We start from the raw sequence: 22,077 nt of genomic DNA on the forward strand, positions 1-22,077 counted from the left end.
CGCTCCTCTGCGCCCTCGTTTCGATCTCCGCGCGCACCGCACACGCGCAGGATACGTGGGGCGTGATCGTCGCGACGACGCGTCCCACCGAGATGCAGCGCGCGATCGAGACCGCCGATCACTCCGCCGCCGCGCTGAGCGCGACCGTCGGCGGGGTGATCCCCAACGAGCGCGCCGTCGCGCGCGTGGAGAGCGCGCTCAGCGAGCCCTTCCGCGCCGCGCCGCCGGAGATCGGGCGGCGCCTCGGGCAAGCGGCGGAAGCGGTGCTCGAGGACGTCGCGTTCGGTCGCAACCAGCAGGGGCTCGACGTGGGTCAGCCGCTGCTCGCCGAGCTCGATCCGCACCTCGCAGGGCTCGGCCGCGACGAGCAGACCGCGAGCGACGTCGCGAACCTCTGCCTCTATCTCGTGCGCGCCCACGTGCAGAAGCGCGACATCGGTGCGGCGCGACAGCAGGTCCAGGTGTGCCTGCGACTGGTGCCCGATCTGCGCGCCGACGAGCGATTGCACCCGCCGAGCGTGCGCGACCTCGTGAGCGAGGCGCGCGCGTCGCTCGAGCGCGGCGAGGGCGGGATCCTCGCGGTGCACGCGGCACCGACCGATCCCGAGGGATGCGCGATCCGGGTGAACGGTCGTCGCATGGGCCAGACGCCGTGGGCGCGCGTGCCGCTGCCGCCCGGGCCCTACGTGGTGCAGATCGAGTGCGCCGCCGATCGCGCGGGGCGCGTGCATCCGGTGCAGGTCGCGGGCGACTCGCCGACCCGCGTGATGATCCACGTCGAGCTCGCGCAGCGGCTCACGACGCGCCCCGCGCTCGCACTGGTCTATACGTCGCGCGAGCAGCTCGCGAACCACCTGCCGGAGGACGTGGCGCTCATCGCGCACACGCTCGGCGCGACGCGGATGCTCGCGGCGGTGGACGATGGCCGCAACCTCGCGGTGCGCGCGTTCGCGGTGAGCGACGAGGGCCCGCTGCTCGTCGGCTCGGCGCCGGTGCCCGAGCCGATCGACATGACGCGCAGCCGCGAGGCGGTCGCAGCGGTGCTTTCCGGACGTCAGCTCGACGCGCCGGTCGAGAGCGCGGTGCCGAGCGATGCGCGCGAAGAGGAAACGGCGCACGTGCAGGCAGGCGGCGGTGGCGCGCCGAACGTCGCGTCGCTCGTGCTCGGATCGATCCTCGCGCTGGGCGGCGCCGCGGGCCTGTGCGTCGGTTGGTACTACTGGACCGAGCTCGAAGCAGCGTGGGCGACGTTCGACACGTTCGAGAACGTCGAGATGACCGTCGCCTACGCGCAAGCGCAGGACGACATCTTCATGACGCGCTGGATCGTGCTCGGCACGGGCATCGGCGGTGGCGCGCTGCTCACGATGGCGCTGCCGTTCCTTCTGCCGCACGAGGAAGGCGTGCCGTGGTGGTCGTTCATCCCCGCGGCTGCTGGCGCGGCATTGGCGGGCGTCGGCATCTGGCAGCTCACCGAGGACGGCGAAGCGATCGGCCCGCCGCAGACGCTCACGACGGAGCCCGCATGGCTCGGTGCGCACCTGATCGCGCACGCGGTGCCACTGCTCTCGGTGCCGTTCATCTATCTCGTGCGCGACGCGACGCGCGATCGCAGCGCAGGCGCCGCGGTGCACGTCGACGACCAGCGCGCCGAGCTCCGGGTCTGGGGCTCCTTCTGAGCCCGAGCTGGAGCATCTGACTTCGCGCGGCACTTCGTCGCGCCGGAGGCGAGACGATATCTCGCGGAGAGGAGTGTCTTCGTGTCGAAAAAGCTAGTTCTGGCGTTTGTGTTCGCAGCCGTCGTCAGCGGCATTGGAACGACTGCCAATCGCGCTCGCGCCCTCGTGCGTCGCTTCGGGTCGCATCTGTGCGTGCAGGGCACGAGCGGCTTCGAGGCCGACAACTGGGGGTTCTATTACAAAGGGAGCCGCACCCGGGCTCCTCTGTACTGCTCGTTCGTCGACGACTCGACGTTCAATCACGACCAAGTGGAGACGCTCAACGTGCATTTCCGTGACATGCGCGGCACGACGGATGGATTCGGCGCAGCCGCGTGCGTCACGCGATCGAGCAGATGGTCGACTGCTTGCGGTCCGGTGCGCACCGGCGGGCGCCCCGTAGGCGAGGTCGGTTGGATCACGCTGACCGGACGTGATCTCGAGACCTGGCGCGCCAATCCGAACGGTTTCCCGTACGTGTTCGTCGGATTCCCGCCGGGCGAAGGATCGACGGCGAGCAGCACCGTTCTCGGCTTCTACGCGGAGGATTGAGTCATGGGGCGGGCGATGACACTCGGTTCACTGCTTCTGTCGTTGCTGGGCGGGGCAGTCTCAGGCGCTCTCGTCACGTCGTTGTTCGATGATGGCGAGCACCCCGAAATGCGTGGCGAGGCTTCGCCCGTCCCTTCCCCTCCCGTCACGCCGCGAGTCGGCGACGTGCTCGAGGAAGGCCCAACCGCGGCCCTGATCCGGCAGCTCGCGCCGGACGCAGGAATGCCGGCTCCGACAACGACCACGACGGACTCCGAGAGGGCGAGCTCGCAGGGCGAGTACCACGCTCGCTCGCAAGAGGACGCGATCGCGGAGTTCGAGGCACGCCTCTCCGCCCACGATCGCTCGTCGCGACACGTGGATTGGGCGCGCGCGGTCGAGAGCTCCTACTGGAGCGCGTACCAAACAGCCGCGCCTACTGCGCGCTTGTTGAGCTTCGACTGTCGCAGGACCAGCTGCGTCGCAGAAGCTGAATGGGACGACTATCGAGCCGCGCTCGCAGACCACACCGGGCTGCTGGTGCTCGCCTTCGAAGGTGACTGCAGCTCGGAAGCGATGGTCCCTCCGCCAGCGGACCCCGAAGCGCCCTATCGAACGCGCGTGCTGTACTCGTGCCCGGGGCGCTGAGAACGCTCGAACAGCCCATCTCCGCAGCGCTTTGCGCGCGTAATCGCGACACGGGCGCGCGAGAGAGAGCGCTTGCTCGTTGCCGCGAACGTGCGCTTCGGCGGGAAAACGGGACGAAACACGTGACTTCGCGCGGCACTGTCGCCGCGCCAAGGCGAGACGAGATCGCTCGCAGAAAGGAACGTCTCATGTTGAGAAACTTAGTTCTGGCATTCGTATTCGGAGCCGTCGTCAGCGGCGTTGGATTGACGACCGATGCTGCCCACGCGCGGGCACGACGCTTCACGTCGCACCTCTGCGTGCAGGCTCGGAGCGGCTTCGAGGCAGACGGCTTCGGGTTCTTCTACAAGGGAAGCGCTTTCTACGCGGGGTTGTACTGCTCGTTCATCGACGATGCGACGCTGGAGCACAGCCAGGTCGCAATGCTCGACGTGCACTTCCGTGACATGCGCGGCACGACGAATGGATTCGCTGCCGCCGCGTGCGTGACGCGATGGCACGGATGGTCGACCGCTTGCGGGACGGTGCGGACCGACGGAAGGCCCGTCGGGCAGGTCGGCTCGATCACACTGAGCGGAGCTGACCTCGATACCTGGCGCGCCAATCCGCACGATTTCGCGTACGTGTTCGTCGGATTCCCGCCCGGGGAAGGCTCGACGGCAAGCAGCACTCTGCTCGGTATCGAGGCGGAGGATTGAGTCATGGGGCGGGCGATGACACTCGGTTCACTGCTTCTGTCGTTGCTGGGCGGGGCAGTCTCAGGCGCTCTCGTCACGTCGTTGTTCGATGATGGCGAGGACCCCGAAATGCGTGGCGAGGCTTCGCCCGTCCCTTCCCCTCCCGTCACGCCGCGAGTCGGCGACGTGCTCGAGGAACGCCCGACCGCGGCCCTGATCCGGCAGCTCGCGCCGGACGCAGGAATCCCGGTTCCGACAAGGACAACGATGGACTCCGAGAGGGCGGGCTCGCAGGGCGAGTACCACGCTCGCTCGCAAGAGGACGCGATCGCGGAGTTCGAGGCACGCCTCTCCGCCCACGCTCGCTCGTCGCGACAGGTGGATGGCGCGCGCGGTCGAGAGCTCCTATTGGAGCGCGTACCAAACAGCCGCGCCTACTGCGCGCTCGCTGAGCTTGGACTGTCGCAGGACCAGCTGCGTCGCGGAAGCTGAATGGGACGACTATCGAGCCGCACTCGCAGACCACACCGCGCTGCTGGTGGTCGCCTTCGAAGATGACTGCAGCTCGGAAGCGATGATCCCGCCGCCAGCGCACCCCGAAGCGCCCTATCGAACGCGCGTGCTGTGCTCGTGCCCGGGGCGCTGAGGGGGCGTCGTTCTCGCGATTCGCAACGGGTCGATGTTCGAACGCTGCGGGCCATGAGAGAGCGGACCCCGGCGCGACGGTAGCCCGCGCGCGGGCACGCACGTACCGGTGAGGTCGCTCGTTGCGCCGCGCGGGACCGCCCGATAGCCTCGCGCCCTTCGCTCTGGAGGGGTCCATGCTCGAGCTCGGGTGGCGCCGCACGAACCTGGTACTGGTCGCGCTCGCCCTGGTCGCAGGCTGCGGCGACGATGACGGATCGACGACACCGATGGATTCGGGTGTCGAAGACGCGGGAGCGACCGACGGGGGCATCGCGACGCCCGACGCGGGTCGGGACGCCGGGGCCGACGCCGGTCCTTCGTGCACCAGCGGCTGCGACATCGCGGAGCTGGCGCTGGGCTCGAAGTTCAGCTGCGCCCGCCGCGAGAACGGCGAGGTCCTGTGCTGGGGCCGCGGCCAGGAAGGTCAGCTCGGCGACGGGAGCAGAACGCACGGCGGTCGTTGCGTCGGAGGCGGCATCGTCGAGACGTTCGACTGCTCGCCGCGCCCCGTCATCGTCGACCTCCCGAGCGCCGCGTCGAGCATGAGCGCCGGATGGACGAGCATCTGCGCGATCGACGCCGACGCGGACGCGCAGTGCTGGGGCGAGGCCGGCTTCCGCATCGGCACGCTGCCCGCCGAGGCCGCTCGGTACTCGCCGCAGCCGTTCCCGATGCTCACCGACATCGAGGCCGTGGCCGAGGCGACCTTCACGATCTGTGCGATGGGCGACGGCGGTGCGGTCCGCTGCGCGGGCAACAACGGCTCGGGTCAGACGGGCAAGGGCGAGTTCTCGACGACGGAGCTGAGCCCCGTGCCGGTGCAGCGCGCGGAGCCCGCGGGCACGGCGCTCACGGGCGCGCTCGAGGTCGTGCTCGGCACGTTCTCCGACTTCGCGTGTGCGCGCACCGCGGACGAGGTGCTGTGCTGGGGCTCGGGCGAGGCCGGGCAGCTCGCGACCGATCCTGCCGCGCTCCCGAGCAACTGCGCGACCGGCAGCGCCGCGCAGAACCGCTGCACCAGCAGCGCGATGGTCATCGCCGGCCTGCCCGAGATGGGCATCACGCAGCTCGCCGCGGGCGGTGAGCACGTCTGCGCGCTGCTCGAGGACCAGACCGTGGTGTGCTGGGGCGCGAACGATGCCGGACAGCTCGGGACCGGCGACCGCAACGCGCGCATCGTCCCGACGGCCGTCACGGGGCTCTCGGGGGTGACGCGGATCACGACCGGCGGGAGCCACACCTGCGCGGTGCTGAGCGACGGCGGAGTGCGCTGCTGGGGCTACAACCGCTTCGGCCAGCTCGGTGACGGGGACGAGTCCCACGAGGCGACCGCCTGCCGCATCGCCGACGACGACAGCGGTGACTGCTCGTCCACCCCGGTCGCCGTCATGGGCGTGGACGACGCGACGTTCGTCGACGCGGGTGTCGATCACACGTGCATCGTGCGCGCCGAGGGAACCGAAGTCTGGTGTTGGGGTCGGAACGACATGCTCCAGACCCAAGGCAGCGCCACGTTCAGCCCCACCCCCGACGAAGTCCTCCCCCGCCACGCGCCCGTCCAGGTGACCGGTCTGTGATGCGCGCGACGCGGTGCTTCGGGCTCGCGCTGCTCGCGCTCGCTGCGCTCGCGGGGTGCGACGTCGAGCCCTACGAGGAGCCGCGTCAGATCGACGACGCGCCCGATCTGCCGCCTCCCGCCGATGCGCTGGAGGCGGCGATCCGGGAGCGCGCGCCGAACGAGGCGATGCTGATGATCCCGCACGAGCCCGTCGTGCGCGGCGAGCTGCCCGAGGGCGAGCGTCGCGACTTCACCTCGGTCCTGCGCGCGGGGCTCTGTTACAAGGTGCTCGCGCAGGGCGGGCCGGGCGTGAGCGACCTCGATCTCGTCGTGTACTCGCCGAACAACGTGCTGCTCCAGCGCGACGCGACGCAGAGCGCCGCGCCCGTCATCGGCGTGCAGCGCGCGATCTGTCCGACCGAGACCGGGCTCTATCGCGTCGAGGTCCGGATGGCGCGCGGCGGCGGGACGTTCGGCGCCCAGATCTGGGTCTCTCAGTAGGCGATCTCGAGGGGCATGCGCGCGACCGGCGTGCGTGCCCCCTGCTCGGCGCGGATCACCCACGCCGCGCGCAGCGCGGACAGCAGCTCGGGCGCGATCACCTCGAGCGCCTCCGACTCCGCGCTCGACGCGCCCTCCGCCGACGCGCCCGCCATCGCACGACCGAGCGGCGTGTCGCCGAGCACGTAGTCGAGCAGCGAGCTCGGGCGCGACGGCGCGATCTCGAAGTCCACGTCGTGCGGCAGCCCACCGAGCTGTCGCGCGCGCACCAACGCCGAGCGGAACCCGCCGAGACGATCGACCAACCCGAGCTCGAGCGCGCGATCGCCGGTCCACACCCGACCGCGCGCGACCGCGTCGACCTCGGTCATCCGCATCCCGCGCCCTTCCGCGACGCGTCGCAGGAAGTCGCGGTACCACCGGCGCACCATCTCCGAGAGGATCGCGCGCTCGTCCGGCGTGAACGGCCTCCACAACGACTCCGCGCCCGCGTGCGCGCCGCGCGAGAAGAACTCCGTCTCGACCCCGAGCCGCTCCGCGAGCGGCTCCACGTCGACCTTGCCGAACCACACGCCGATCGATCCCGTGAGCGTCGCCGGGTCGGCCCAGATCTCGTCGCATGCCGACGCGACGAAGTACCCGCCGCTCGCCGCGACCGCGCCCATCGATGCGATCACCGGCTTGCGCTCGCGCGCCCGACGGATCGCGCGCCAGATCTGATCCGCCGCGAGCACCGATCCTCCGGGGCTGTCGACGCGCACGACGATCGCGCCGATCGCGGGATCCGCCGCCATGCGCTCGATCTCGCGGACCGCGGTGCGCCCGCCGGTCGCGTGGATCTCGAGGATCGGGATGTCGACGTTGTCGCCGTCGACCATCTCGCCGTCGACGACCACCACGCCGACGCGCGGCTCACGGCCCCAGCGCTCGCGCGGCAGATCGGGCTCGTGGCGCTCGCGCCCGTAGTGCCCGCCGAACGCCTCGGCGAGCGCGTCGCCGGCGTCGAAGGGATCGGCGCTGCCGTCGACCAGGCCCATCGCGATCGCGGTGTCGGTCACGTACGGACCGCCGTCGACGATCTCGCGCACGCGCGCCGGCTCGACCTCGAGATCGCGCGAGAGGTCCCACACGAAGCGTCCGTAGAGATCGTCGAGGTTCTCGTCGCGCGCGACGCGCGCGGCCTCGCTCGAGCGCATGTCCTGATAGTCCTCGATCGCCGATTTGTAGGGACCGATGCGCACGAAGTCGGCGCGGATCCCGACGAGCTGCAGCAGCCCCGCGAGGTGCGTGATCTCGATCGAGGGCCCGTAGAGGCGCACGCCGCCCGCAGGATCGGCGAGCACCGTGCGCGCACCGGCGCACGCGTAGATCTCCGCGCCCGACGCGTCGCCGAGGATGCACACGACCGGCTTTCCCGCGTCCTGCAGCGCGTCGATCAGGAGGCGCAGCTCCTGCGCGTACGCGAGCCCGATGTCGCTGCCCTGCGGGCGCAGCACCACGCCGTGGATGCGCGGGTCGTGGAGCGCGCGCTCGAGCCGACGCGACACGCGCAGCATCGATCGCGCGCCGAGATCCGCGAGCACCACGTCCGCGACGTACGCGCCGGTCGGCACGCCGGTGCGCTCGTTGCCCTCGACGCGCGCGGTCACGTACCAACCGGGCGAGTCGTCGAATCCATCGCCGAGCACCACACCGCCGCCCGCACCGACCTGCCCCCAGTCGACGATCACGCCCGCGGTCACGCGCGCGTCGGGCTGCTCGTCGCCGACGCGCTCGACCTCCGCGGCCGCCTGGATGCGACCGATCCACGGCACCTCGACCTCGCCCGAGAGACGCGCCCCGACGCGACCGTCCTCGTCGACCGCGCCGGTCAGATCGAGCGTGAGCGTGCGCGTTCCGGTCGGACGCACCGCGAGCCCGAGCAGGAACGAGCGCGGCACGTACCCACCGCCGCCGTGGTAGCCCGGGCCCGTCACGTCGCGCGCGAGGAACGAGAGCGCGACGTAGGGCAGCGGCCTCCAGCTCGCGGCGAGATCGAGCGTGAAGAGCTCGGCGAGGCCGGGATTCGGCGACCACAGGAATCGCGTCGCCGCGCCCACCGAGATCGCGTCGTCGTACGCGTAGGCGAGCGCGAGCGAGAGCATCGTGTGCTCGATGCCACCCGACGCGCTCGTCGGTCTCACGCTGTCGACCGACGCGCCCAGCGAGAAGCCGAGCAAGAGCGGCGTCGCCGCGTAGATCCCGTCGCCGCGCTCCGCGAGCCCGGTGCGATCCTCGCCCTCCGCGTGGACGTAGACCGCGCTCCAGCTGCGCAGGTACGCGAGCGCCGAGGGGTTCACCGAGACCGCGAGCGCGTCGTCGGGCGCGACGATCGACACCGGTGGCTGCCACACCGGCGACGTCGCTCGACGCAGCTGCGCCGACGCGCTCGTCGCGATCGAGAGGACACAGAGGACCGCGAACTGCGCGGCGATCGAGCGAGACCAGCCACGTGCGAGCACAGGCGCACCGTACCACCACCGCGCACGCGCGGGTTTCGTCGTTCGGTGCTCCAGTTTGCCGTGATAGCGTGGAATGATGACGACATCGTCCTCGGCGTGGTCCCGCGTCTTCGCGGTCGCAGCGCTCTTCGGGCTCGTCATCACACCGTCGAGCTCGCGCGCCGACGAGCGCACGTTCGAGCGCGGCAGCCTCATCGTCCCGATGGATCTCGCCTACCAGGACACCGGGCTGTTCCAAGCGTACGGCCTCGTGTTCCAGCTGCTGCGCCAGGACGTGCGCGTGCACTGGGTGATCGATCCCGACAAGACGTGGCACCACGCGCCGTGCGACACGCCCGGCGACGAGTGCGCGTGGGACTGCGGCGAAGAAGGCTCGGGCATCAAGTGCTCGTACCCGACCGCGAGCCCCGACTTCTACGCGGCCGCGCGCGTGCTCTGGGACGGCGATGGCGACGCCGAGGGCACGACGATCACGCGCCACGGCTACCGCGGCGGTCCGTTCGTGATCGACGCCGCCGACGCGACGCGCGCCCGCGCGATCATCGAGGCGTGGAACGACCCGGCGACGTGGGACGCGAGCCCGTGGGCGCGCCGCACGGTCTTCCACGTCGTGACGGTGCACGAGGCGACCGAGGCGTTCGTCGGCGACGTGCGCAAGGAGATGCTCGCCGCCCCGACCATCGCGGTCTTCTCCGACGGCAACGAGGACATCGCGACCGGCTATCTGCGCGCGGCGGGCATCCCGCAGTCGAGCGGCGCCGAGTTCCCCGCTGCGCGCTGCGCCGCGGGCGCGTGCGGACCGGGCACCGCGAACCCCGACATGCTCACGGTCGAGAGCGTCATGGGCGACATGGGCACGTGCGACGCGCCCGACCTCGATCATCGAAACGGCGCGCTCTTCACCGACGACGGCGTGCCCGCGTACTGCCAGATCATGAGCATGCACTGGGGTGTCGCGGACCGTGAGACCGTGCGCTGCGATGGTGGCGCGTGCCCCGCGACGCAGGCCGAGTGCAGCGGCGAGACGTTCACGTACCACGGGCACGAAGTGGTCGCGGAGGTGCGCCAGTTCCTCTCGTTCCCGACGCACTTCTTCGCCGAGTGCCAGGCGGTGAACGCGTACGAGAACACGGTGCCGAACCCCGCGACTCCGACACGTGCGACGACTGCGCGGTCGCGGGGCAGAGCGCGCCCGAGAACGACGGGCCCGACGCCGATGGCGACGGAACCTGCGACGCGGGCGAGACCGGCGACGCCGGGCCCGGCACCGGACCGACGAGCTCGAGCGACGGCTGCGGCTGCCGCGCGGTGGGTGGCCCCTCGCGTGGCGCGGCGCTCGCGCTGCTCGCGGCGCTCGCGCTGATGCTCGCGATCCGGGCGCGGCGTCCTCGCTGAGCACAGGGGTGGCGCCGCGTCACGGATCGGCCTCGCAGCGCGGCGCGTCTCCCCGCGTCCGGCACGTCGATCCGCGGTGCCGCGCGCTGGCCGCGTCGTTGCAGCGCGCGCTCGGCGATGAGCGAGCCGAGCGTCGCATTCTGTCGCGGGCACGGCGGAGCGCGGATCGCGTACGCGACGTGGGGTGAAGGTCCGGTGCTCGTCGTGGTGCCGGGCTGGCTCAGCCACCTCGAGCTGCAGTGGCACTACCTCGGCATGCACGATCTCTACGCGCGGCTCGCGCGATCGTTCCAGCTGGTCTTCTACGATCGGCGCGGCGTCGGGCTCTCGCAGCGGGCGCGCGACGACTTCTCGCTCGAAGGAGAGATCGTCGATCTCGACGCGGTGATCGCGCGCGTCACCGACGGACCGGTCGCGATGTTCGGCTCGTCGCACGGCGGCGCGATCGCGATCGCGTACGCCGCGACACATCCCGAGCGGGTCCACCGCCTCGCGCTCTATGGGACCTTCGCGCGGGGCGCCGACGTCGCGCGTCCCGACGTGCAGCGCTCGCTCGACGCGCTCGTCCGCGCGAGCTGGGGCCTCGGCTCGCGCACGCTCGCGTCGATCTTCGTGCCCAACGCGCCCGATCCCGCGTTTTTCGACGACCTCGTGCGGTTCCAGCGCGAGTCGACGGATCGCGAGACCGCCGCGCGCCTGCTCTCGATGTCGTTCGAGCTCGACGTGAGCGATCGACTGCGCGACGTGCACGCGCCCACGCTCGTCATCGCGCGCCGCCACGATCACGCGATGGCGAGCCGCCTCTCGGTCGGGATCGCGTCGGAGATCGACGGCGCGCGCCTCGTGATGCTCGAGGGCGACGTGCACTTCCCGTGGCTCGGCGACTGGGCGACGATCGCGCAGCTGCTCGAGGACTTCTTGGGCGCGCGTCCCGCCTCGGTCCCGGCCGAGCCCTCGCACCACGACGCACCGCGCGAGGCGTGGCGCGAGTTCCGCGTGCTGCACTATCGCGTGCGGCGCGATCCCGAGGAGAGCACGTTCCGCGTCGCGCTCGCGCAGATCGGCGAGCCCGCCGACATGCCGCAGCCCAGCGCGAGCGGCCTGTATCGCCTCGCGCCCGAGCGCGTCGACGCGGTGCGCGCGAAGGTCGCGTCGTACGTCGCGAGCGCGGCGGAGCGCGGGGCGCGCATCGTCGTGTTCCCCGAGATGAGCGTCGATCTCGGGCACGACGCGCTCGCGGCCGAGGTGAACGAGCTCGCGCGCCTGCACCGCGTGATGATCGTCTCGGGCGGGCACCACGACGAAGCGACGCGCACCAACGTGTGCGTCGTGATCGGGCCCGAGGGCGAGCTGTGGCGACAGCGCAAGCACGTGCCCGCGGCCATGCGCGTCGCCGGCGCGGTGGTGGAGGAGCCGATCGAGATCCCGCTGCAGCCGCTCTTCGTCGTCGCATCGACCGGGATCGGCCGGATCGCGATCGCGGTGTGCCGCGACTTCCTCGATCTCGATCTGCGCGTCGCGCTGAAGAACACCGAGCCGCCGATCGATCTCCTGATCAACCCCGCGTTCACGATGGTCACCTCGGACTTCGAGACCGCGCACGCCGAGGCGCGACGCGCGCTCTACGCGTGCACGCTCTTCTGCAACTTCGCCGCGTTCGGCGGCTCGCTCGCGACCTCGCCCGACAAGGGCGCGCCGCGCATCGTGATCCCCCGCGGCGAAGAGCGCCTCGAGGTGCTCGAGGTGCCGCTCTTCGAGATGCGCGCCGAGCGACGCGCCTGGGACCAGCGCGCGCACGCGCGCTTCGTACAGAGCACGCGCCGGGCGTGATCAAGGCACCGCGTCCACCGCGAGGGTGCGCTCGAGCCGCAGCATCACGCTCTGCCCCGCGCGCACCAGCCCCACGCGCGGCGAGTCGAGGTCGAGCATCATCGCGAACGCGATCCCGATCAGCAGCGGCACCAGCGTGAGCGAGACGAAGCTGCGCCTCCGATCGAGCCCGCACAGGAACGCAGTCACGCTGATCGCGACGATCGCGACCGCCATCACCACCATCGGGATCGACGCGGGCACGTGCGCGCGCACCGCGATCCAGCGCGACGACTCGAGATCGATCACCTGGTGAGCGACTCCGCGAAGCGCGCGCCGGCGATCGAGTGGGGATCGGCGCGCATCACCTCGACCGCGTGCGCCCACATCTCGCGGTGCAGCGCCGCCGCGCGCTCGGTGAGGCGCTCGTCGAGCTCGAGATCGGTGCCCGCGTCGTAGAGCTCGATGCGCGCCCGCACGTACTGGCGGAAGAGCGCCGCGAGCTCGCTCGCGTGGGGCTCGGGGAGCCACTTCGAGCGCAGATATGCGGTCCCGATCGCGTTCGACTCCGCGAGGATCAGCGCGCGACGGCCCGAGAAGCGCTCCTCCGCCATCGAGGTCGCGAACGCGAGCAGGAGGCCGAGCAGCGCGAGCGTCGCGGCTTGCATCGCGCCGAGCTCGCTGCGCTGCGCGGCGTCGACGCGGTCGGCGCGGCGACGTCCCCACGCGAAGCTCGCCTCCGCCGCGATCAGCAGCACGACGATCGCCGCGATCTCGGCGATGACGATGGCGTCGGGGCGCACTCACTCTCGCCATCGCCCCGCGGCCCCGCGCGCGCACGTCCGCGCTTCGCGATCAGCGCCCGTACGGACCGACGCCGAGGAGCAGCGGCCGCGCCGGACCCGACCAGCGCTCGAGGAGCCGTCGCCTCGCCGCCTCGGGCCGCACCCGCACGAGCCAGCGCAGCGCCTCGTCGGGCCGGTCGCGGGACGCCGCGGCGTGCGCGCGCACCAGCGCGTCGAGCGCCGCTGGGATCCCGTGCGCGGGAGGGTCCGCGGGGAGCTTCGTCTCGGCGTCGATCCAGCGGCCATCGGCGCCTTCGATCAGGGCGCTCACGCACGCGGCGAGGTCCGCAGCGTCGCGCTCCTGCGCGGCGGGGACGGTCCCGATCACGCGCCGCGCCGCGTCGGGGGCGTCCTCCTCGAGCAGGACCAGCGCGCGCAGCGCGACCACCTGCGTCGCGACGGCAGCGATCGGATCGCGCCCCACCACGCCGAGCAGCGGGATCGCGTGGTCGGCCCGCCCCATCACCAGCAGGGCGCTCACGTCGCCGATCACGTCTCGGGCGTGATCCTCGCGCGCCGCCGGTGTCGCCGCCTCCGCGCTCGCCCGGGCCCGCGCCCGCATCCGCGGCAGCACCGTCGCCGGGTCGCCCCCCTGGAGCACCCACCGCCGATCGCGCGCGTTCTTCGTCGCGCCCGCGATCGTCCGCGCGATCCCCCACGACGCGAGCAGCACCCCGGGGACGCAGAGCCCGACCGCCACCTGCACCAGCTCGCCGCGCGTCCCGCTGAACATCCCGGAGAGCGCGCAGAGCAGCCCCGGCGCGGTCACGAGCGCTGCGGTCACCACGATCCCCCGCTGCACGATCGCCCGATCGACGCGCAGCCGGTGCCGCCGGGCGGCCACCACGATCGCCCCCCACGCCGCCCCTCCGAAGGCCAGCGCGATCGCGATCACCGCCAAGAGGCCCGCCGAACCCTCCATCGTCGCCCTTCTTGGCCCGCCCGCGGCCCTCCGCGCCAGGCGAGCACCGCGCGGCACCTGGCGCCCTCGCTCGGGGATCGGGTAACGTGCCTGCGGATGGACCCGCTCCGGGGGTGCCGACGAACCCGCGTGGCCGTGCTCTCGGCCTTGCTCGCGCTCGCACCGATGACGGTCGGGCCACGTCGCGCGCACGCCCAGGACTCCGCCCCCCTCGGCCAGGCGACCGAGCTCGCGACCTCGGTCGCGGCGCCTCCACGCGATACCCCCCGCGAGGCGATCGAGCTCTTCCAGCGCGCCCGCGAGCACTACCAGCACGGGCGCTACGAGGCCGCCGCGACCGATCTCGAGCAGGCCCTCGCCATCGATCCCGAGTCGCCGACGCTCCTCTACAACCTCGGGCGCGTCTACGAGCTCTGGGGCGAGCACGACCGCGCGATCGCCACCTACGAGCGCTATCTGCGGGTGATCCCGCCCGACGACGCGGCCGAGCGCGAGCGCACCGAGGCCGCCGTCCAGCGCCTCCGCGGCGCGCGCTCCTACGTGCGCCCCGACGAGGAGATCTACTCGCGCCCGATCTACGTCTCGCAGCGCGGCGTCGACGACGAGCTCTTCTGGGCGACGCTCACCGCGGGCGCGGTGATCACGGTCGGCGCCGTCGGGCTCGCGCTGGCGATGGTGCTGGTGCGCGACGACGCGACGCGCTTTCAGATCGGCGCCGACGGCGAGCTCTCCGATCTCGATGCGCGCTTCGAGACCGTCGACACGCTCGCGCTCACGACCGACATCGTCGGCGCGGTCGGCGGCGTCACCCTGCTCAGCGCGGGCCTGCTCTGGCTGCTGCGCGAGCGCACCGTCGAGCTCTACCCGAGCTCCGCGCCGCTGCGCGTCGACGTCTCGGCCGATCCCCGTGGCGGCGGCGGTCTCGCCGTGCGAGGTGCGTTCTGATGCGCGCCACGACCGCGATCGCATCGGCGATGATCGCGACGATCGCGATCGGGTGCTCCGTGCTCAACCCGGGCGCGCCCGACGACGTGGCGTGCACGCTGCGCCGCGACGGGAGCGATCCCTGCCTCGAGCTGGGCCGCGCGTGCGTCGAGGGCTTCTGTCGATCGCGCGAGGTCTGCAACGGCACCGACGACGACCTCGACGGCCGCACCGACGAGGGCCCGGAGAGCGATCGCGACGCCGACGGGTTCACCTGGTGCGGCGGCGGCAACGCCGCGTTCGCCGACTGCGACGACGAGGACCCCGCGGTCCATCCCGCCGATCCCTCCCGCGGCATCGCCGCGCCCGACGAGGTCTGCGACGGCCGTGACAACCAGTGCGACGGCACCGACGTCGATCTGATCGAGGCCGCGAATTGCATCGCGCCGCAGCGCTGCAGCCGCAGCGAGGGCGCGTGCGTGAACCCGCTCTGCACGTACCCGGAGTTCCGCTGCCCCGACGGATTCCAGTGCTCCGACGGCGCGTGCGTCCCCGGCGACTGCCAGCGCACCGGGTGCACGCCGGGCCAGGTCTGCGATCCCGTCACCCGTGCGTGCGTCGATCCGCTGCCCCCCGGCGCGACCTGCGAGACCGACGCGCAGTGCGCCGATCGCGTCTGCATGCCGGCGCGCGAGGCGCTCGCCCTCGAGACCGGCCTCGACGCGGGCACGCGCCGCATCTGCACCCGCGCGTGCTGCGACGATCGCGACTGCCCCGCGGGTCAGGCCTGCTGGGCGCCGGGCACCGGCGCGCGCGGCTGCGTCGATCGCGAGCTGCTCCAGCAGGGGAGCCTCGGCGCGCCGACGGCGGAGGAGCGCACCTGCTCGGACGCGATCGCCTGCGAGCCCTCGCAGTGTCTGCCCTTCGAGTACGACGCGTACGATCGCCTGCGATTCGGCTTCGTGTGCGCGGGCAACACCGCGCGCCGCGACGCCGGCGCGTGCCGCAGCAACTCGCAGTGCGAGTCGGGGATCTGCCTCTTCGGCCACGAATTCTGGAGCTGGGCGGAGTTCCGCACCGTCGAGTCGGGGCCCTGCAGCGGCGCGTGCCGCACCCTCGCGGACTGCCGGCGCTTCGAGGACGGCTGGAACCAGTCGACCGACTCCGCGCTGTCCGGTGAGGTCGTCGAGATGGGCTGCCTCACCGCGCGCTTCACCGACACCACCGACTTCACCCAGGCGTGCTTCGAGTCGAGCGGCCGGGCGGCGGGCGAGGCGTGCACGACCAACGTCGACTGCCTCGAGCGCGGATGCATCGACGGCATCTGCCGCGCGACGTGCTGCAGCAACGCGGACTGCGGGAGCGACATCTGCCGGCCCTTCGTCGACGGGGATCACTGGGAGATGCGCTGCGCGCCGCCTCTCCAGATCCTCTGAGGCAAGGCTTCGGCGAGAGGCGCGGGTGGAGGGCGCGGCGCTCGCGGTCTCGCGGCGCCGCGTCGTGACTCGTACACGTGCCACGTGCTCGGCACGGCTGTTCTCTCGCCGTCGGATGCCCCGTGAGCGAAACAGCGCTGCGGGACCGACCAGGCTCGACGGATCCGGTATGCTCCCCGGGCTCCCGATGCGGATCTGTCCCACCTGCAAGAGCGCGTATCCGACGCGAGGAACGCAGAGCACGTGCCCGCGGGACGGCACGCCGCTGGTCGACGCCGCACAGTTCGCCGCGGAGCGCTCGGACCCGCTGATCGGCGCCACGCTCGCCGGGCGCTTCCGCATCGTCGCCCGGGTGGGCACCGGCGGGATGGGCACCGTCTATCGCGCCGAGCAAGCCGGGCTCTCGCGTCAGGTCGCGCTGAAAGTGCTCAAGCGCGAGCTGGTGATCGAGCGCGAGACCGTCGCGCGCTTCCACCGCGAAGCGAAGGCGATGAGCATGCTCCTGCACCCGAACACGGTGCGGGTGTTCGACTTCGGCGAGGACCCGGCCACCGGTCACCTCTTCCTCGCGATGGAGCTGCTCGAGGGCGAGCTGCTCACCGCGCGCCTCGATCGCGAGGGCGTGCTCGACGTGCGCGAAGCGATCTCGTTCGTGCAGGAGATCCTCCGCTCGCTGCACGAGGCGCACAGCAAGGGCATCGTCCATCGCGATCTGAAGCCCGACAACATCTTCCTCGCGCGCATCGAGGGCCACGCGATCCCCGTGGTGAAGGTGCTCGACTTCGGCATCGCGAAGGTCTGGCGCGAAGAGGGGAAGATCGATCAGCTCGAGACGCAGGCGGGCACGGTGTTCGGGACGCCGCGCTACATGTCGCCCGAGCAGGCCCAGGGGAAGGCGCTCGATCCCCGCAGCGACCTCTACTCGGTCGGCATCCTGCTCTTCCAGCTGCTCACCGGGCGCCCGCCCTTCGTCGACGAGGACGCGGTCGTCGTGATGGCGAAGCACATCCGCGATCGCCCCGAGGCCCCACGGCGCGCCGCGCCCGATCGCCCGATCCCCGCGAGCCTCGAGCGCGTGGTGCTGCGCTCGATGGAGAAGGACCCCGAGGACCGCTACGCGAGCGCCGACGAGTTCGAGCGCGCGCTGGGCGCGGTGCTCGCCGACGTCGACGCCGCGAAGGCCGCGCTCGAGAGCGGGCGTCGTCCGATGTTCGTGCCGCGGGTCGCAGATCTGCCGCGGGTGCCGCTCGCGATCGGCGCGGGCGTGGTCGGCGTCGCGATGGTGGTCGCGGTGGTGATGGTCGCGTCGGCAGGATCGGGCGCGCCGCCGGTCGAGACCGCGACCGAGCTCACCGTGATCGACACCGGCACCGCCGAGCCCGCGGCGCCGAGCACGCCGCCGCCCGCCGCGATCGCGGTGACGCCGACCACCACGCGCCACGTCGTGGTCGACAGCGAGCCCCCGGGCGCCGAGGTGTGGCGCGATGGATCGCGCGTCGGCACCACGCCGCATGCGCTCGACGTGGGCGCGAGCGAGCACGGCACGCTCGAGCTGCGCCTCGACGGCCACGAGAGCGCGACGCTGGAGCTCGCGAGCGCGGCCTCGACCCAGACCGTCACCCTGGTGCCGCAGCGCCGGGTCGCGCGACGTGGCAGCGGCTCGGAGCGAGCGCGACCGGCGCGCGAGACCGCCACGCCCGAGCCGACGCCGGTGACGGCCACGACGGTGAGCGCACCGCCGCCGCGCCCGCAGCGCGATCCCTACGAGCGCTTCGACTGAGGATCGAACACGTCCGAGCGCGTCGCGCGAGGACGAGGCGGGCCTCTGCGCTCACCAGGGCACGGGGCCGTTCTCGTCGAAGAAACCGCCGGTGGGGCCGTCCGGGCCCACCGTTGCCAGCGCGACGATCACCCGCGCGCCATCCGCGGCGGTCCGGGGGATCGGGATGCCGAGCGGCTTGTTGAAGTCCGTGTCGCAGAACCCCGGAGTGACCGCGTTGACCTTGATGCCGAGCGCCGCGAGCTCCTTCGCGTACTGGACACGAACGGCGACGCGCGGCGTTCGCGCGGCTCCCGACGCTGCACCCGACGGAAGCGGGTCGGACCGCGTGCATGCGTCTACACTGCGCGCGTGCTTCGCCGTGCGATCTTCCTGATCTCCTTCCTGCTCGCTGCGTGTGGCGAGTCTCCGAGCGACGACGTCGACGCGGGCGTCGATGCGTCGTCTCCTCCGCCTCCGCCGCGCGATGCGGGCCCCGCGCTCTGTCCGCGCGAAGGGCCGCTCGACGCGCAGGTGCCGCTGCGCTCGATCGATCTCTGCGCCGACGGGATCGTGCCGAGCGGGCTCGGGCTCCGGTGGCAGCGGCAGGCGCAGTTCTTCGCGCAGGCCGCGATCGCGCTCGACCTCACCGACAACGTGCCCGCGGGCTGTCCGCGCGGCGCCGCGATCCGCGGCGCGACCCTCGTGAGCGAGGCGAGCGCGGGCACGCTCGCCGAGCTGCCCGACGTCGGCGTCGCGCTCTTCGACTACCAGGTGATCGCCGCGAGCGAGGTCCCGCCGCCCGACGCCGGTGCACCGTCGGCGCGCACCGCGCGCGGGCTCGCGACGGTCGATCTCCCCTCGGGAGAGGCCGAGGGCGAGGCGTTCGCGCTGGTCGATCTCGCCGCGAGCGGGCTCGCGGGCGCGAGCGAGCTGGTGGTCGCGATCGACGGCTTCGATCTCACGACCGATCTGCCGCAGGGCAGCGAGTACCCGCCCTCGTGGCCCGCCGATCGCGGCTTCGCGATGCGCGCGCTCGGCATCGAGATCGTGAGCGCGACGCGCGACGACGACACGCTCTCGGTGCGGGTGCGCGCGCGCTTCGAGCCCGGCGAGCTGCAGCGCGCGGTGCTCTACGAGGGCCACGATCTCGCGTCGCGCGTGGTGCGCCGTCGCGCCGCGGTGCGCTTCGTGGTGATCGCGTCGGACGTCGCACCGGCGCGCGGCAGCGTCTCGTATCGCTACGCCTCGGAGCGCAGCCTGCCGCTCCAGGGCGGCGCGCCGTGCGGACCGACGCCCGACGAGATGGCGCTCGCGATCGACGGCGCCGATGGCGTCGAGCACGGGGTCGCGGCGATCACGCGCTTCGAGATCGCGATGTGGCCCGACGCCGAGCGTGATGGTGATCTGCTGCGCGAGATCTCGGTGCGCCTCGAGGATCTCGTCTACGACGCGGCGAGCGGCACCGCGGCGATGCGCGCGCGCGGCTACGCGTCGAACGAGGGCCCGCTGCCGCGGCGCGGGATGGACGCGCAGGTCGAGATCGACGTCGCGCTCGCGCAGTGGAGCGGGGGTGGCGAGGTTCGGAGGCTCTCGGTCGCAGCACCGATCGGCGAAGGCCCGACCGAGGCGGCGCTCCCGATGGAGTGATCGTCGCCGTCGGCGACGGTCGTTTCCCGCGCCCCTCCCCGAGCGCCCCGGTATCCTCCACGCCGTGCGTCGGGGCTCGTGGATCGCGTTCTTGATCGCGTGGTCGCTCGCGGGTTGGGCGGGCGCACAGTCGCGCTCGGCAGCGCGCGCGGTGACGATCGGCGGCAGCGGCGATCTCCTGCTGCACCTGCGGGTGATCGCAGCCGCCGGATATGCCGAGCACGGGTGGGACTCGGTGCTCGGCTCGCTCTCGTCGATCGTCACGCCCGACGAGATCGCGTTCGCGAACCTCGAGACACCGCTCTCGATGGAGCGCCCGCCCGAGACCGGCAGCCCTCCGATCCTCGGCGCGCCCGCCGAGGCTGCGCCCGCGCTGGCGCGCGCCGGGATCGACGTGCTCAGCGTCGCGAACAACCACGCCTACGATCAGCGCGCGACCGGGCTCGCGCGCACCATCGCAGCGGTGCGCGGCGCGGGCATGGGCGCGATCGGCGCCGGCCCGACGATCGACGATGCGCTCGCGGCGCACGTGATCGAGCGCGGCGGGCTGCGCGTCGCGTTCGTCGCGCTCACCGATCACATCAACTCGGGCCCCGGCTCCGAGGCGCCGGTCAGCGTGATCGCGCGCTGGGAGGACGACGCGGTCGTCGCCGCGGCGCTCGAGCGCGCACGACGCGACGCCGACGTGCTCGTCGTCTCGGTGCACTGGAGCCACGACTTCTTCGATCACCCGAGCAGCGGCCAGCGCCGTCGCGCGCGCTTCCTCGTGGAGCACGGCGCCGATCTGATCCTCGCGCACGGCCCGCACGTGCTGCACGACGTGGAGCGGCTGCCCTCGCCACGCGGCGACGCGCTCTGCGCGTACTCGCTGGGCAACCTCCTGTCGAACCAGGGGATGCGCTACCGCGTCACGCGCCCCGAGGTCGAGGGCGCGCACCCCGCGACGATCCTCCCGGGCACGCGCGACGGTGTGTGGCTGCGGACGCGCATCGAGGTGCAGGACGGCCGCGTGCGCATCGCGCGGGTCGAGGGCGTGCCGCTCTACACGTTCAACAACTACTTCGCGCGCGTCGCGCGGCAGACCCGTCAGGAAGAGATCCGGATCGCGCTGCTGCGGGACGTGCAGGACGAGGCGCTGCGCGAGGAGCGCCGGAGCGCGATCGCGAGGGCGCTGGGCGACGTCGTGACGCTGCTCGAGTGAGCGCGGCTCAGACATCGGCTCGCCCGCAGGTCCCTACCGTCCGCGCGCTCACGTCCGGGACCCGCGGGACGAGCACTCCGGCAAGGAACAAAAATCGGCTCGCCCGCAGGTCCCTACCGTCCGCGCGCTTCGCGCGCTCACGTCCGGGACCCGCGGGACGAGCACTCCGGCAAGGAACAAAAATCGGCTCGCCCGCAGGTCCCTACCGTCCGCGCGCTTCGCGCGCTCACGTCCGGGACCCGCGGGACGAGCACTCCGGCAAGGAACAAAAATCGGCTCGCCCGCAGGTCCCTACCGTCCGCGCGCTTCGCGCGCTCCCGTCCGGACCCGCGGGACGAGCACTCCGGCAAGGAATCAGCGGGCCCGGTAGGTGAAGCGCCACGTGCGGATCTCGAGCTCCTCGATCTGACGGGTCGCTCCACCGACGGGGATCGCGTAGCGCCGTCGGGTGCGGACCTCGCAGCGATGCGGCAGGAGCGTGCGCGGCTCGGTCACGAGCACCGCGTCCATGCTCATCTCGAGGCTGCCGAGCCCCGCGGCTTCGGCGATCCGCGCGAGCGCCGCGGGATCGGGCACCGTGCGCATCGTGACCTCGGCGCAGCGATCCGGCGCGTCGCCGTCGAAGCAGGGCAGCGTGCGCACCATCTGCAGCGTCCCGCGCTGCGACACGCGCACGCCGGACACGATCAGCTCGGACGCGCCCGTCGCCTCGACGCTGCGTCCCGGCACCAGCGAACGCGACGCGAGCGACGCGAGCATCATCTCGATCGTCGACCTCGCGCTCGCCTCGAGCGCGCGATCGCTCGACCACGCGCCCGACACCATCTCCCAGAGCGGCCCCGCGCGGGTCTCCTCCGGCAGCGCGCTCGCCACCGCGGACTCGATCGCCCGGCGCGAGCCGCCGGGATCGACGAGCGCGCCGACGCCGCCCGTGCGCGTGAGCGTCGCCGACGGCAGGTACATCGTCGCGACGAGCGCAGCGTGGAGCGCGTCCTCGGCCATGCGCTCGCGGATCGGCGCGAGCGAGAGATCGCGCGAGGTGAGCGTCGTCGTGCCCGCAGCGCGCGTGACGGTCATCGAGAAGCGCGCTTCGGACGAGATGGTCGAGCCGCGGAACGGATTCTGGATGACGCGCGACGCCACGACCGTCGCCTCCGCTCCGGCGGGCCAGTCGAGCACGAACGTCGTCTCCGCGGGCGTCGCGGCGCGCTGCGCCGTCGCGATCGACGAGACCGACACGATCCACACGAGCACCATCCGAGCGACGAGACGCATGCGGCCCGGACCGTAGTACGAGCGCGCAGCGACCGCATGC

Annotated in this window: 19 protein-coding genes; 14 read left to right on the forward strand and 5 right to left on the reverse strand. The window is 72.4% G+C overall.

What is annotated here, in order from left to right; genetic code table 11:
- The first annotated feature begins 62 nt into the window (after nucleotides 1-62).
- The 7 genes from I5071_RS20520 to I5071_RS20550 all read left to right on the forward strand — a co-directional run bounded on the left by I5071_RS20520 (nucleotide 63) and on the right by I5071_RS20550 (nucleotide 6,320).
- Nucleotides 63-1,679: a PEGA domain-containing protein gene (locus I5071_RS20520; RefSeq protein WP_236607188.1), complete on the forward strand. Its 1,617-nt coding sequence runs from the start codon at nucleotides 63-65 to the stop codon at nucleotides 1,677-1,679.
- Nucleotides 1,680-1,760: 81 nt separating this feature from the next.
- Nucleotides 1,761-2,270, forward strand: a complete 510-nt coding sequence (locus I5071_RS20525; RefSeq protein ID WP_236607189.1) for a hypothetical protein — start codon at nucleotides 1,761-1,763, stop codon at nucleotides 2,268-2,270.
- Between the two features lie 3 nt (nucleotides 2,271-2,273).
- Entirely contained in the window at nucleotides 2,274-2,897 is a 624-nt protein-coding gene (locus I5071_RS20530) for a hypothetical protein (protein ID WP_236607190.1), read from the forward strand.
- Nucleotides 2,898-3,019: 122 nt separating this feature from the next.
- Nucleotides 3,020-3,595 carry a hypothetical protein gene (locus I5071_RS20535; RefSeq protein ID WP_236607191.1) on the forward strand — a complete coding sequence of 192 codons (576 nt, stop codon included), beginning with the start codon at nucleotides 3,020-3,022 and terminating at the stop codon, nucleotides 3,593-3,595.
- 3 nt (nucleotides 3,596-3,598) lie between these two features.
- On the forward strand, nucleotides 3,599-4,066 hold the full coding sequence (locus tag I5071_RS20540) for a hypothetical protein (RefSeq protein WP_236607192.1): 468 nt from the start codon (nucleotides 3,599-3,601) through the stop codon (nucleotides 4,064-4,066).
- A gap of 329 nt (nucleotides 4,067-4,395) precedes the next feature.
- The gene (locus I5071_RS20545; RefSeq protein WP_236607193.1) at nucleotides 4,396-5,838 is read left to right on the forward strand and encodes an RCC1 domain-containing protein; all 1,443 of its coding nucleotides are present in this window, start codon (nucleotides 4,396-4,398) and stop codon (nucleotides 5,836-5,838) included.
- Nucleotides 5,838-6,320, forward strand: a complete 483-nt coding sequence (locus tag I5071_RS20550; RefSeq protein WP_236607194.1) for a hypothetical protein — start codon at nucleotides 5,838-5,840, stop codon at nucleotides 6,318-6,320. Before I5071_RS20545 ends, I5071_RS20550 begins: the two co-directional genes overlap by 1 nt.
- Here I5071_RS20550 and sppA read toward each other — a convergent pair.
- The gene (sppA, locus tag I5071_RS20555) at nucleotides 6,314-8,821 is read right to left on the reverse strand and encodes a signal peptide peptidase SppA (protein WP_236607195.1); all 2,508 of its coding nucleotides are present in this window, start codon (nucleotides 8,819-8,821) and stop codon (nucleotides 6,314-6,316) included. The two genes, I5071_RS20550 and sppA, sit on opposite strands and share 7 nt — an antisense overlap.
- A gap of 1,308 nt (nucleotides 8,822-10,129) precedes the next feature.
- Here sppA and I5071_RS47015 point away from each other — a divergent pair.
- Nucleotides 10,130-10,216: a hypothetical protein gene (locus I5071_RS47015; protein WP_419249659.1), complete on the forward strand. Its 87-nt coding sequence runs from the start codon at nucleotides 10,130-10,132 to the stop codon at nucleotides 10,214-10,216.
- A 117-nt stretch (nucleotides 10,217-10,333) separates the two neighbouring features.
- Nucleotides 10,334-12,046 (forward strand): alpha/beta fold hydrolase, encoded by a 1,713-nt coding sequence (locus I5071_RS20565; RefSeq protein WP_236607197.1) that lies wholly within the window; start codon nucleotides 10,334-10,336, stop codon nucleotides 12,044-12,046.
- Here I5071_RS20565 and I5071_RS20570 read toward each other — a convergent pair whose 3' ends face one another.
- The 3 genes from I5071_RS20570 to I5071_RS20580 are packed head-to-tail and all read right to left on the reverse strand — an operon-like array spanning nucleotide 12,047 to nucleotide 13,792.
- Nucleotides 12,047-12,334 (reverse strand): hypothetical protein, encoded by a 288-nt coding sequence (locus tag I5071_RS20570; protein ID WP_236607198.1) that lies wholly within the window; start codon nucleotides 12,332-12,334, stop codon nucleotides 12,047-12,049. It abuts the gene before it with no gap.
- The gene (locus I5071_RS20575; RefSeq protein WP_236607199.1) at nucleotides 12,331-12,828 is read right to left on the reverse strand and encodes a hypothetical protein; all 498 of its coding nucleotides are present in this window, start codon (nucleotides 12,826-12,828) and stop codon (nucleotides 12,331-12,333) included. Before I5071_RS20575 ends, I5071_RS20570 begins: the two co-directional genes overlap by 4 nt.
- A 52-nt stretch (nucleotides 12,829-12,880) precedes the next feature.
- A complete protein-coding gene (locus I5071_RS20580; protein WP_236607200.1) occupies nucleotides 12,881-13,792 on the reverse strand; it encodes a hypothetical protein in 912 nt (303 codons plus the stop codon).
- A 129-nt stretch (nucleotides 13,793-13,921) separates the two neighbouring features.
- On the opposite strand from I5071_RS20580, the gene I5071_RS20585 reads away from it, so the two are divergent.
- The 5 genes from I5071_RS20585 (at nucleotide 13,922) to I5071_RS20605 (ending at nucleotide 20,762) form a co-directional block, all read left to right on the forward strand.
- The gene (locus I5071_RS20585) at nucleotides 13,922-14,737 is read left to right on the forward strand and encodes a tetratricopeptide repeat protein (protein WP_236607201.1); all 816 of its coding nucleotides are present in this window, start codon (nucleotides 13,922-13,924) and stop codon (nucleotides 14,735-14,737) included.
- Complete coding sequence (locus tag I5071_RS20590; RefSeq protein ID WP_236607202.1) at nucleotides 14,737-16,152, forward strand: putative metal-binding motif-containing protein; 1,416 nt, start codon at nucleotides 14,737-14,739, stop codon at nucleotides 16,150-16,152. Before I5071_RS20585 ends, I5071_RS20590 begins: the two co-directional genes overlap by 1 nt.
- Nucleotides 16,153-16,339: 187 nt before the next feature.
- Nucleotides 16,340-17,932 carry a serine/threonine-protein kinase gene (locus I5071_RS20595; protein ID WP_236607203.1) on the forward strand — a complete coding sequence of 531 codons (1,593 nt, stop codon included), beginning with the start codon at nucleotides 16,340-16,342 and terminating at the stop codon, nucleotides 17,930-17,932.
- Nucleotides 17,933-18,283: 351 nt separating this feature from the next.
- The gene (locus I5071_RS20600; RefSeq protein ID WP_236607204.1) at nucleotides 18,284-19,561 is read left to right on the forward strand and encodes a hypothetical protein; all 1,278 of its coding nucleotides are present in this window, start codon (nucleotides 18,284-18,286) and stop codon (nucleotides 19,559-19,561) included.
- A 64-nt stretch (nucleotides 19,562-19,625) separates the two neighbouring features.
- A complete protein-coding gene (locus I5071_RS20605; RefSeq protein ID WP_236607205.1) occupies nucleotides 19,626-20,762 on the forward strand; it encodes a CapA family protein in 1,137 nt (378 codons plus the stop codon).
- 354 nt (nucleotides 20,763-21,116) lie between these two features.
- Here the strand turns inward: I5071_RS20605 and I5071_RS20610 are convergent, their stop codons facing one another.
- On the reverse strand, nucleotides 21,117-22,037 hold the full coding sequence (locus I5071_RS20610; protein WP_236607206.1) for a hypothetical protein: 921 nt from the start codon (nucleotides 22,035-22,037) through the stop codon (nucleotides 21,117-21,119).
- Nucleotides 22,038-22,077 lie beyond the last annotated feature (40 nt).

This window comes from Sandaracinus amylolyticus (assembly GCF_021631985.1).
GTDB lineage: Bacteria > Myxococcota_A > Polyangia > Polyangiales > Sandaracinaceae > Sandaracinus > Sandaracinus amylolyticus_A.